The sequence below is a fragment of the Shewanella basaltis genome, assembly GCF_023283885.1.
GTDB lineage: Bacteria > Pseudomonadota > Gammaproteobacteria > Enterobacterales > Shewanellaceae > Shewanella > Shewanella basaltis.
Map to the genome: position 1 here is coordinate 1 of NZ_JAKILA010000022.1, position 12682 is coordinate 12682.

At 43.9% G+C, this 12682-nt stretch carries 11 protein-coding genes; 5 read left to right on the plus strand and 6 right to left on the minus strand.

Going from position 1 to position 12682, the window contains the following annotated elements; translation table 11 throughout:
- Positions 1-145: 145 nt before the first annotated feature.
- A complete protein-coding gene (locus L2703_RS14890) occupies positions 146-610 on the minus strand; it encodes a NanQ anomerase/TabA/YiaL family protein (RefSeq protein ID WP_248971869.1) in 465 nt (154 codons plus the stop codon).
- Between the two features lie 98 nt (positions 611-708).
- Here L2703_RS14890 and L2703_RS14895 point away from each other — a divergent pair, with 98 nt between their 5' ends.
- The 3 genes from L2703_RS14895 to L2703_RS14905 all read left to right on the plus strand — a co-directional run bounded on the left by L2703_RS14895 (position 709) and on the right by L2703_RS14905 (position 3597).
- Entirely contained in the window at positions 709-1767 is a 1059-nt protein-coding gene (locus L2703_RS14895; protein WP_248971870.1) for an alpha/beta hydrolase, read from the plus strand.
- A 202-nt stretch (positions 1768-1969) separates the two neighbouring features.
- On the plus strand, positions 1970-2548 hold the full coding sequence (locus L2703_RS14900) for an LON peptidase substrate-binding domain-containing protein (protein WP_248971871.1): 579 nt from the start codon (positions 1970-1972) through the stop codon (positions 2546-2548).
- A 74-nt stretch (positions 2549-2622) separates the two neighbouring features.
- Positions 2623-3597, plus strand: a complete 975-nt coding sequence (locus L2703_RS14905; protein WP_248971872.1) for a pseudouridine synthase — start codon at positions 2623-2625, stop codon at positions 3595-3597.
- Positions 3598-3691: 94 nt separating this feature from the next.
- On the opposite strand, the gene L2703_RS14910 is transcribed toward L2703_RS14905, so the two are convergent.
- From L2703_RS14910 to metJ, 5 genes are all read right to left on the minus strand, one after another.
- Entirely contained in the window at positions 3692-5086 is a 1395-nt protein-coding gene (locus L2703_RS14910; protein WP_248971873.1) for a tetrathionate reductase family octaheme c-type cytochrome, read from the minus strand.
- A 55-nt stretch (positions 5087-5141) separates the two neighbouring features.
- Entirely contained in the window at positions 5142-6854 is a 1713-nt protein-coding gene (locus tag L2703_RS14915) for a DUF3373 domain-containing protein (RefSeq protein ID WP_248971874.1), read from the minus strand.
- A gap of 146 nt (positions 6855-7000) precedes the next feature.
- On the minus strand, positions 7001-7330 hold the full coding sequence (locus L2703_RS14920) for a c-type cytochrome (RefSeq protein ID WP_248971875.1): 330 nt from the start codon (positions 7328-7330) through the stop codon (positions 7001-7003).
- Between the two features lie 260 nt (positions 7331-7590).
- Positions 7591-8337, minus strand: a complete 747-nt coding sequence (locus tag L2703_RS14925) for a sulfite exporter TauE/SafE family protein (protein ID WP_248971876.1) — start codon at positions 8335-8337, stop codon at positions 7591-7593.
- Positions 8338-8413: 76 nt separating this feature from the next.
- Positions 8414-8728: a met regulon transcriptional regulator MetJ gene (metJ, locus tag L2703_RS14930; RefSeq protein WP_188736186.1), complete on the minus strand. Its 315-nt coding sequence runs from the start codon at positions 8726-8728 to the stop codon at positions 8414-8416.
- A gap of 210 nt (positions 8729-8938) precedes the next feature.
- On the opposite strand from metJ, the gene metB reads away from it, so the two are divergent.
- The gene (metB, locus tag L2703_RS14935) at positions 8939-10102 is read left to right on the plus strand and encodes a cystathionine gamma-synthase (RefSeq protein WP_248971877.1); all 1164 of its coding nucleotides are present in this window, start codon (positions 8939-8941) and stop codon (positions 10100-10102) included.
- Positions 10103-10210: 108 nt separating this feature from the next.
- A complete protein-coding gene (locus L2703_RS14940) occupies positions 10211-12604 on the plus strand; it encodes a bifunctional aspartate kinase/homoserine dehydrogenase II (RefSeq protein WP_248971878.1) in 2394 nt (797 codons plus the stop codon).
- The last annotated feature ends 78 nt before the right edge of the window (positions 12605-12682 follow it).

Here is a 12682-nt window from a genome sequence, read left to right on the forward strand (position 1 = left end):
GACTTTTTATGTAGAATAACTACACCTCAAAGTCTCTGCCGCGCACTTGTATATGAGTAATGGCCAACAATTCGCTGCAAAAACAACCTTGAAAGGTCAACAGGCCCTAGTGAATAAGATATTGATGTACGACTTACTGTTGGGCTTACTCTACACGAACCTTAATGACCACTTTACGAACGTGTTGCTGTGTGTCGCTGGTACCTGGCATGTGAATATCTCCAGGGAAAAACAAAGCAAACATGCCGGCTTTTAGTGGAATAAAGGCCGCATCTTGTTTGTTAGATTCATAGTCGTAATTAGCATAATCGTGGTCGGCAAAATATGCTTTAGAGGGCGTTTGGTTGGCGAGTGGCAAATAGCCAAATTCTTCTTCGCCACTGACCACATATTGCACATCAATGTATTTTTGATGTGCTTCAAAAGCCTGTGTGTGTTTCGGTTTTGTTTGGTAGTCATTTACAATCACAAATATATCTTTACCGTCTAATGGGTAATTACCTACCTCAAGCTTGCTGAAATCGGTTTCAGCAAGATGCGCCAATGCACGAGCTAGTCGAGGGCTGAGTTGAGTGTAAAGGTTGCGATTTGCTAGAGTATCGACAATCATAAAAATTCCGTAAGATATAAACCATAAAAACATGATAGCTTGTTAAGCATACCGTGTTACAAAAGTATCAGCATTAAAAATTAAAGAAGGATTGTACATTGCCTGCATTACGTTTACTTGCTGGACCAACCGCTTATGAGCAATTAGAAGCGAATGGCTTACAACAATCATTATTTACTCAGTTGTTTGCTGCTTCTGGTGGGCCTAAGTGGCTTGCGATTGCCGGATTAGATAAATACTTATTTAGCGAGTTTTTCCAAGGCCGTGAAGACCCACTTTATACCATGGGAGCCTCTTCTGGTGCCTGGCGGTTAGCCTGCATGGCGCAGCAAAACCCATTGGCCGCTTATGAGCGCTTTGAACATTTTTATATTAACCAGCGCTATGACGTGGCGAAGCCAACGCGCGAGCAAGTTAGTGCTCAGGTATTGCAAATTGTTGACGGTATTTTGGGCGAACAACAAGGTGCAGATATTTTGGCTAATCCCCTGATTCGCCATCATATGGTGGCTTGCCGTGCGCGCCATTTAAATCGTATCCATGCTAAATTTGGCTTAATGGTTGGCTTGTCGATGGCGGCGGTGAGCAATGTTGTTAATCGTAAAAGTTTGGGGTGGCATTTTGAACGAGTCATTTTAAGCCACAAAGATGCGGCGTCACCGTTTAGACGTTTAAAAGACTTGCCGACTAAACATGTTGAGCTGACTCAAGATAATATTCGTCATGGGTTATTGGCAACGGGATCGATTCCTTTGTTGCTTGATCCGGTAAAAGATCTGCAAGGATCGCCCAAAGGTCATTATTACGATGGCGGGATTACGGATTACCATTTTGATATGCCACTGCCTACTGCGACAGGATTGAGTTTGTACCCTCACTTTTACCCTTATATGAGCCCTGGTTGGTTTGATAAGTCATTATTGTGGCGCAAAGCCAAGGCAAACTACCACAACGGCCTTATTTTGGCGCCGAGTAAGCAATTTATTGCCAGTTTGCCTTTTGCTAAAATTCCAGACAGAGAAGATTTTAAACATCTGGACTCTGACAGCCGCATTGCATACTGGCAACAAAGTGTGCAGCAAAGCCAACAATTAGCTGATGAATTTGCTGAGATTGTCGCAAAAGGCAACATTATGGATCACATTGAGCGTTTATAGCGTTGATTAAAATGTGTTCATTTTTACTGTTTGTATGAAATATAGCCATACTGGATCGGGTCTAATAGCAAATAGTGGTGGTCGATGTCGTTAATAAGCATTATTTAGTGTGCTTATGTTGTTGAAATATTGACCACTGCTACACTTGTTATACTGACTTAGATTTTGGTTCAGTACTTCACCTTTGGTGTGGGAGGCTGTGATGAAAACACAAGAAATGGCACTGTTAATTAAAGATGGTGTGTTATTGCCGGGCGGACGTCTCGAAATTCGTATCGCATCACCTTGTGAGCTGCGCATGATTGCCCAAGTATTAAAGGGGCATTATCAGCTTGCCTTTGCAGCACTAAAAGCCAATAGCGAACTTCCCTGTTACAACAGTGCTACTCGCTGCAATATTATTGATTTTAACCAGTTAGCAGATAACAGTTTAAGTATTGTGATTGAAGGCTCGCAACGGGTTACTATTTTATCGGCCGCTCAGCAGCGAGATGGCAGTTGGATAGCCCGCGCATTACCGTGTCAAAACTGGAGGCAAGAGCCAATAGCGGGTGAGTTCGAAATCATCAGCGCAGCACTAGAGCAGTTTTATCAAGTGAACCCTGATTTACTCGAGCTTTATTCTCAGGTGCATTTAGAAGATGCGACCTGGGTAAGCCAGCGCTGGCTTGAGGTGTTACCAATGTACAATCGCGATAAGTTGGTATTAGTTGAGCAACCCGATTGCCATAAAACCATGGATTTTGTGTTGCAACTGCTTAAATCTCATGTCGATGTGTAAGCGGTGCATCATGGGCGATACACTGATAACATAGTGTGATTAATTTTCCCTATGTTTTTATGTATAGCCTATTTATGCCCAATTTAGCCCCCAACGATCCTGCCTCTCATTCCACCACAGCCATTGCGGCGCAGCCTTCATATATTGTACTGCCTCGTGACAGCGAGTTAGCTGGCAAATCATACCTGACGGTGCTGGCGTTTTTAGTGGACCATTTTAAGCAAATTGATGCCAAAGTATGGCTGCAGCGCATTAACGATGGCAAGGTACATTGGCAAAATGGCGAGCTGATTAATGCAGATACCGCTTACCAAGCCACCGCGAGGGTGTATTACTATCGTGAAGTGAACGCGGAAACGAAAGTTCCCTTTTATGAGCGTATCCTGTACCAAGATAATGACACCATTATTGTCTATAAGCCGCATTTTTTACCTGTCACTCCCGGGGGCAATTACGTTAACGAATGCTTAGTGCATCGATTACGCATTGCCACTCAAATCGACACTATAGCCCCAGCTCATCGGCTTGATAAAGATACCGCTGGGGTGATGTTAATGACCACCAATCCTCAAACTCGCCATGCTTATCATCAACTCTTTTTAGATGACCATATTCGTAAAGATTACCAAGCTATTGCCAACGTAACACCTGAGATATTGGCACAATTAGCCAACAATACTGCCAAGTTGCCTTTGAGTTGGACGGTTAAAAATCGCATTGTGGCGGCTAATCCGAGTTTTACCATGCAGGTTGAAGAGGGTGAGGCAAATAGCCATTCAGAAATTAGTTTAGTGGCGGTAAATAATGGTGTTGGTTTGTTTGAGTTAAGCCCTATTACAGGAAAAACGCATCAATTGCGTGTGCATATGCAAAGTTTAGGTATGCCGATTTTACATGACCGCTTTTACCCTACGTTACAACCTAAAGGGCCTGATAACTTTGACAAACCTTTGCAATTATTGGCTAAGCGTTTACGCTTTCGCGATCCCATATCGGGCATTGAACAAGATGTTGAGTGCGAGGGATTGGATTTGTTGGCAATAAGCTGAATACGGTATATGAGATAAAACCGCCATCAATAAAATGATGGCGGTTTGCTTTTGAGTTTGTATTAATCAATTAGTTAAGTTTTGTTTAGGTTGGTTACTCCGCTTTAGCGTGCTTAACTCCTTTGCGGTTTTTCATGGGGTCGCCATCGTAACCGAGTGCCTTCCAATCTAGACGCTGCCCTTTGTTATGGCAGTCATTACATTGTAATGCCTTGTCTTTGGGGGTGACCATATGGTTGATGCGCCACCACATTTCAGTTGCAACAAAGCCATGTTTGCCGCTGTATTTAAGGCCTTTTTCTATCATAGTTGGGTTGGCTTCCATCCCCAATTTAGCCGCTAGGTCCCAGTCAAATTTATCCCAATATCCTCCTTCACCGTAGGTTTTTGGTGTGAGTAAAATGTTCAGTTCAGTGTCGTAAATTTGCTTACCAGTATGCACTTTAAAAGGATAAATTTTGGCTTTAGGGTCATTGATGTCGCCTAATGGGTAAGCCAATTTTACCGTTTTAGTTGGGTCAATTTTATCGCCTGCCATGTACGCATCAGCACTACCATTAAACCAAGCATATTGTGGTGGGACATCTTTTTGCCAAATAAAACGACCTTTCTTTTTATTAAAGGTGTGCTTGCCATTTTCATCAATAGTGTCTTCAAGATCTTGACCTGCAGCCTCCCAGTCCCAATGCATTTTGGTGGGTTCAACTTTCGCAAATGATGGGATATGACAGGTTTGACATGCCACTGTGGCGGTGTGGGTGTTGAGCTTTTTGTTTTGATGTGGCGCGCTATCATGACAATTGACACACCCAATTTTGGTTTCGCCACCAGGTGACACGCCCATGGCGTTACCACTGATTTGATGTTTTTCGGTTACGTGGCAATCTTGGCATTGAAAATCATTGCCGTCGGTGTCCATGTGCACATCGGTTGCGCGATCAGGGTATGACATCGACGAGTCTAAATCGCCATGTTTTACCGCATCGCCACCGCCGCCATAAAAGTGGCAACTGCCGCAGTTATCGCGTACGGGCGCACCCACATTTTGGGCCACTCTGGCTAAGTCTACTTTGCCAAATACCTCGCCAGCACCCGCTGGGTCTTTCATGTAAGTCCCAGTGGTGTCGTGACACACTAAGCAGTCCACTTTGGTCATGTCGTTAAAGTCAAATGTTGAATCTTTCCAGCCATAGCCAGCATGGCAACTGGTGCAACGGGGCTCGTTACCCGATATCGACACACAAAAATTATTAATACTGTTCTTTTTGCCACGTTTAACGGTTCTGCCGGGTAATTCTTGCTCTAGCTCCCATGTCCAGTGGGATGATTTCATAAAGTCTTCGGCATGTTGTTGGTGACAGGTTAAACATTGGCTGGTGATTTCTGGGCCATTGGCAAAGGGGCCCGGCAGAGCCTCTTTATGATTAAAAGCCGCCTGTGCACTACTGCTTAACATCAGGAATACTGCCAGTGCTGTGATTGTTTTCATGATATGTGTCCTTACCCCTGAGCTTGTGCTCAGGGGGACCAATGAGATGTTCAAATTAGAAGTTAATGGTCAGTGATGCGTTGATGTCATAGGCGGTGTCTACCACTGGTAACATTGAATAAGCGTTACCAGCAATGACATCGTCGACTTTTTGAGGGGCACCTACGGGTGATCCACTGCCTGTGTATTCATAGTCGTAATACAGCCCTGCTAACTTGATAAACATGTTAGGGTTGATATCAAAAATGTAATAGGCTTCGGCCACATGGCCGCGTGTGGCTAATTTGCTGCCCATTGGGTCATCTTGTGCTTGAGTAAATGGGCTCCAGTATTTTGAACCATAGTTATATTCCAAGCCAAACTTGCCGTAGGGTGCGGGAATTTGCATGCCCACATACACGCCATACCCATCTTTTGTGTCGGTATCGACGGTTTGAGCTGGCACCATAATAATTTCTGTGCCCGTGCTGTTAAGCTCAGCTTCAAATATTGCATCACTTAACATGCCACCAAACATCCCTGTATTTCCGCTGGGTTCTGCACGAGTCCAACCGAACGATGCAAACATTTTCATGTCTTCGTCAGTTTCATAGGCATACCCTAAGCCGCCTAGGTACATGTCTCCTATCACGTCACTGGGTTGCACTCGTGTAACAAAATTAAAGTTTTCAAATTTTTGCATGTCTTGGTACATGGTGGGAGCAAAAATACTGGCCAGTTGTGTCGGGAAGGCCATGGTGCCAGTAAAGCCGTCGTTTACGTCTTTAGCGCCAAATAAGGTGAATTGTAAAAAGTGGTTTCCGTCGTTGATGACGTCGATATTAAAGCCACCAAGATGAGTGTCTTTAGTGATAATATCGCCAAATAACTCACCATTACCGTATTGAGATTCAAAGCCCTGGCCGTAGCAGAAACGAACGGTTTGGCCTTCAATGCCGGTAATGTCTGTTAAGTCATAGCCTAACGTTGCGCCGTCAAAGTTAAAGTTAACGAGGTGGCCTGACGGCGTGCCGCCACGAAGTTCATTTTCACGGTAGTGACTTGGTGGGCCGTAGGTTGAGGGGCGACGACCGATAGACAGATAGGCGCCGCTGCCATTGATGTCTTTCCAGTTAAAGTAGGCTCGCTCGACTTTTAATTCGTCACCACTGGTGCTGCCACTGCTGGTGCCGTCCATTGTAAAGGCGTTCCATGAGTCAAATACTTTCACGCCGGTAGAGTCTCCCCAGCTTTTAAACATGGTTAAACGCCCTGCGAAGCTGACATTGTCCCAGACTTTGGCATTAAGGTTTAGGCGAAGGCGGGTGGTATAAAAAATATCATTGTTTATGTCTTGTTGAGTTGGCTGACCTAATGCCATTGGCATGACACCTTGAAGCATTCCGCTTTGGAACGCGGTGGCTAAATCTGGGTTGGCCATCATCATTTGCCCTAAAGGTGAGCTGGCACTGCTTGGATCGCCAAATGTACCTGCCATTGCTTTAGCGGCAAAGTCAGAAAAATTGACGTTAATGGCTGGATTCCAGGTGACGTTTTGATAATGCAGTGAATGGGCTCTGGTTCTAAAGTCTCCGGTGATTTCGAGCCTGTCTAACGCGCTGTGACGTTCAGTTTTGTCAACGCGCGAGTTTAAGTAATCTAAATCATCTGTTATTTCGGCAAGCTGCTTTTCTAACTCGGCAATTTTTTGCACATCGCTATCAGCTGCTAAACTTGCACCACTCATAAAAAGTGCGTTAGCAACGAGTATTGAAATAAGTGTTCTCATGATGTTTCTCCCCCGTGTTTGCCATTAATGAATCGATTTGGCAAATTTTGGTTGTCAGATCCCCTGAGGCTAAGCCCCACTATTTTTTAGATCTGCTTATTGGCTGATCTGGCGTTTACAAAGAAACGTCGGCCAGCATGATTGGTTTAGCCGCAGGTTGCTGGCTGATCTGAGTCGGCTGCATGGTCATACAAAAACTGTTGAATATCTTTCAGTTCTTGCTCAGACAGCGCCTCAAAAACGGCAGGTTTTGCTTTGTGTTTGTCACGAGTGAAAAAACGATCCCATTGGCTCATGGTTTTGGTCATGGGAGTGAGTTCTGGACCTTCACTGTTGGCACTGTGACAGGCTTTACATTCTTTTTTGTACAGGTGTTTACCTTTTTTAGGGTTGCCACCGTCAGCAGCCAAAACCTGACTGCTAAGCGATAATCCAATGGCGATTGCGATACCAACTTTTATGTAACTGTTCATCATTTTGTCCTCTATGGGCTTTTTATAGGTACTGCTTTAGCAATGTGGAGATATTTATTTGCTGTAAATAATGTTACCTAAAAGTGGGTAGTGTTAATTTGAGGTAGATCATATCCATGAGAAAAAACTAATTGAAAAAAAGTTAATTGAAAAAAATCTAATGGATTAGGTGTGATCTGGATCTATTGCGTTTAAAGCAGGATGTTTGATAGGCGGATTAACGGATATTTTTGACAAGTAAAGACAGAAGATTTTTGCGTTAGCTAATTAAGGTTAATTAATGCCATTATTGATTTAGCCACTAATATCGTGGCGCTGATGGTACATAAAATTAAAGTTGCAGTGCGTGTTTTGTTTTTATCGACATGATTGATTAACAAACCGGATACCAGATAGCCTCCAATAACAGACGGTAATAACATGAGTGACAACCACAAATGTTTTATTTCCACTAAACCAACAGCGGCTAAAATACCTAACGCAATCAGTGAGCTAAATACAAAAAAGGCGGATAGCGCAGCCCTAAATTGGTTGGCATCTTGCCCGGCGAGTAAAATGGCCATAGGGGGGCCGCCAATAGCAGCTATGTTGCCAAAAATCCCAGAGAATATTCCTGCAATAAATAAGCTAATGCGGTTAATCGGGGCCGTCACTTTGTACACGCTAAGAATCACTGCAATATACACAATAGCTGCAATAATGAGCCCAAGTATGGCTTGTGGAGCAAACAGCAATAAGCCTGCGCCGGCAAAGCCCCCTGGTATTCGTCCAAGTAACGCGTATTGTAATCCATTAAATTGCAGATGACCGCGCTCTCTGAATAGGGTCATTGCTGAAATAGCAAACCCCATCACAATGATGGGTACGGGTACAAGTTGGGGGTTAACGATATAGAGCAGAGGGCTTGCAACAACGGCCAACCCAAAGCCAATTAAGCTTTGAGTTAGCGCGCCAAAAAAAACGATAACTGATGCCAGTATCAACGTAGATGGTTCGATAAATGACATCATCTGTTCTCTGTAAAAACATTACTATCACTGCTTCTTATACGGGCAGTTTCAAAGTTTGTCGATTAAACAAGCGAGGTTATTCGAGTTCTTCCCACTCAATTCCCATTTCATCCATTAGCTTTTTTGCTTCGCTAGGAATGCTATCGGGCTCATCTTTTGATAAGTCGCCGTCATTAGGTAACGGTTGCCCAGTGTATGCATGCAAAAATGCTTCGCATAGCAGTTCACTGTTAGTTGCATGACGCAGATTATTAATCTGGCGACGGGTACGCTCATCTGTCAGTACTTTTAATACTTTTAAAGGGATAGAAACCGTAATTTTTTTTACTTGTTCATTTTTTTTGCCGTGTTCGGCATATGGGCTAATATATTCGCCATTCCACTCAGTCATTAACTTACCCTTAACGATAAATACGGGGCAGATTTTAACCCCTTACAGTCTCTAGTCAAATTATTGCTACTATTTAGTGACGATTGCAAATAGATTTCTTTATGTTTAGACGTCTAAACGTCCGAAACAGGTTGACGAACCCACGTCACTTAGGTAGATTTGGACGTCTAGACATCTCTTTTGTGTGTTTGTAAATTTTTAGGAGTCTTTATGACTAAGTATCAAAGCGCCACATTGGCCGTTCGTCAGGGTATTGAATCAGACACACAATATGGTGCAGTGGTCCCGCCTATTTATTTATCGACCAATTATTCTTTTGATGGCCACAAAAATCCCCGTGAGTTTGACTACAGCCGCTCAGGCAATCCAACGCGATGCATATTAGGCGACGCCATTGCTAAACTTGAGCAAGGTGCTACGGGTGTGGTGACCTGTACTGGTATGGCGGCGATTACCTTGGTGACCAGTTTACTTGGCCCTGATGATTTATTAGTGGTCCCGCACGATTGTTATGGTGGCAGTTACCGTTTGTTTACCAATTTGGCTAAAAAAGGCCAATTTAAATTGTTGGTTGTTGATCAAACCGATGCTCAAGCATTGCAGCAAGCCATAGCGCAAAAGCCTAAAATGGTGTGGTTAGAGACGCCTTCAAATCCGTTATTACGCGTCGTTGATATTGAAGCGATTAGCCGCGCTTGTCGCGATGTTGGCGCATTAGTGACAGTCGATAACACCTTTTTGTCGCCTATTTTACAGCAACCATTATTGCTAGGTGCTGACATTGTGATTCACTCAACCACCAAATACATTAACGGCCATAGTGATGTGGTTGGTGGGGCGGTTGTGGCAAAAGATCTTGAGCTAGGCGAGCTATTACATTGGTGGTCTAACACCCTTGGATTAACAGGCTCTGCGTTTGACAGTTACTTAACGCTACGTGGCTTACGTACTCTTGCTGTGCGTATTCGTGAGCATCAACGTAATGCGCAAAAGATTGTTGAATTACTTAATGCCAGTGACGTGGTTGCCAAAGTGTATTATCCCGGTTTAAAAGACCATCCTGGTCACGACATTGCGGCAAAGCAACAACAAGGCTTTGGCGCGATGTTAAGTTTTGAATTGCAAGGCGGCGAAGCTGAAGTTGTGGCATTTTTAAATGCGTTGACCTTATTCAGTGTTGCTGAAAGTTTAGGCGGAGTGGAAAGTTTAGTCGCCGTTCCAGCTACCATGACCCACAGAGCAATGGATGCCAAAGCACGCCAAGAGGCTGGTATTAAAGACACTTTATTGAGACTATCTGTTGGCATTGAAGATGCTGACGATTTAGTTGCTGATATAACAGCCGGTTTAGCCGCTGTTGCAGCAATTAAATAACCTGAACTCAGGTAAAATAAGCTTAATTAACGTTTATATTGGCTGTAGTTTTAAAGAAACAAAGTAAAATAGCAGCAGCAAAAGTCGTAGTTGTTTAAGGAGTGCGTAATGGCGCGAGGTCATTTACATAAGTTTGGTGGTTCGAGTTTAGCCGATGCTGATTGCTATCGCCGTGTTGCCCATATTTTACTGACCCATGGTAACAGTGATGATCTTGTGGTGGTTTCTGCCGCCGGTAAAACCACTAACTTCTTATATAAATTACTCAGTTTGCGCGACAGCGGTCAACTTTGGCAGGAAGAACTGCAAGTTTTGATTAGTTATCAACAAACCTTAATTGAACAGCTTCTGTCAAACGAACAAGCCCGAGATTTACGTGAGCGTTTGTCTACTGACAAGTCGCAACTTGTGAGTTTGCTGTCTTTAGAACAGCGCAACGACTACCAGTTAAACCAAGTAGTGAGTTTTGGTGAACGTTGGTCAGCTCGATTAATGGCTGCACTATTGCGTGAAACGGGCGTAGCAGCAACGCATGTTGATGCCTGCTCAATCTTAGTTGCCGAAGAAGGCGCTGTGCCTAATATCTTAGTGCAAGAGTCGCGGGATAAAGTGCAAGCCCTATTAGCTTTACATCCACAAGAGCGGTTAGTTATTACCGGTTTTATTTGTGCAAACCGCCATGGTGACACTTTATTACTTGGCCGTAATGGTTCTGATTTCAGTGCAACGTTAATTGCCAGCTTAGCAGACATTGAGCGAGTCACCATTTGGACTGATGTGGAAGGGGTGTTTAACGCTGACCCTAACAAAATTAATGATGCCAAACTACTCAAAAGCATGTCTTTAGCAGAAGCCGACCGTTTAGCGCGTTTAGGCTCACCTGTGTTGCACTCTCGTACGTTACAGCCGCTATTTAATACCGATGTTAGCCTTGCTGTGCGTTCAAGCTATGCATCGCATACCGACTTTACTTTAATCGCTCCGCTGAGCTCATCGGCTAGCGCTCCTGTGGTGACCAACCTCAATGAGGTGGTGTTATTTAGCGTTAAACTGAACACAGATATTGCGCCAGTGTTGACCCTTTTAGATGAGGCTGGCTTAACGCCTTTAGCCTATTGGGAATTGGCCCAACATAAGTTTGAACTGGCGTTTACCTTAGAAAGCCAAAAACAAGTACACAGCCTGTTAACTCAACATGCAGAACAATGGGCGCTTGATGAGTTAACCATGCAAACCGATTTAGGTTTAGTGGCGTTGGTCAGTGCCGATGCGCATCACTTTAGACGCAGCTTTGCCCGTTTATTAAGCCGCGATGCTAAACCGATTTATCAAGACTCGTTAAGCTTAGTGACTTTAGTGCCACAGGCGCAGGTGAGTTTATTAACTCAAAAAGTCCATCGTCGTTGCGCTGGCCCAAGAATGCGCATCGGCGTATTGCTGCTAGGCGTTGGCAATATTGGCGAAGCCTGGGTCGATTTATTTAAGCGTGCCAGCCACACATTAGATCGAGAGCTTGAAGCGTCGGTTGCGCTTATCGGCGTGGTTGGGTCGCAAAAGGCACTGATTTCAAACGACGGTATACGCCTTAATCATTGGCAGCAAGATTATCAAGCACATGCTACAGACTGGGATTATGACTGCTTGTTTGAGCAATTAGCACAGCTATCTTGTGATGAAATTGTCGCCTTAGATATTAGTGCCAGTGCCACATTAACCTTGCAGTATCCTGAGTTATTTGCTCGCGGCATTCATGTGGTGAGCGCCAATAAATTAGCGGGTTCTGGACCATTGCCTTTTTACCGTGAGTTAAAGCAACAACTCAGTAATCGTCGTTTATTTTGGCGTTATAACGCCAGTTGTGGTGCTGGTTTACCCATTCAGCATGCATTAAATGACTTACGTAACAGTGGTGATACCATTGAAGCGGTAGGTGGTATTTTTTCTGGCACCTTATGTTGGTTATTTGAAAACTACGATGGCACTAAACCCTTTTCTGAGTTAGTGCTAGAAGCTCGCAGCTTAGGGATTACCGAGCCCGATCCGCGTGATGATTTATCTGGCCGTGATATGCAGCGTAAATTGCTTATTTTAGCCCGTGAGATTGGCTTAGCCGTTGAGCTTGATGATATTACGCTTAATTCGTTAGTGCCCAAGGCATTAGCAGAGTTGTCGTTAGAGGATTTTTTACTGCGTATTAGTGAACTTGATGATGACTTATTACAGCAATTTACAGCCGCTGCAGAACAAAATAAAGTATTGCGATACGTGGCCTCGTTAGACAAAGTTGAGGGTAAACTGCATGCTGAAGTAGGGTTGCAGTGGGTAGACAATCATCATCCTTACGCTAATTTAACGCCTGGCGATAATGTGTTTGTTATTCGTAGTGCATTTTATCAAGGTAATCCGCTGATTATCCGTGGCCCGGGTGCAGGGCGCGAGGTTACAGCCGCAGCAGTGCAGTCGGATTTAGTGCACATTTGTAGAGACTTGCTACAAGAGTAGAATGTTTGAAAAGACCATGTAAATGGTCTTTTTTTTTGTTATCAATTTTTTATTATCGATTATTTATTATCGATTAAT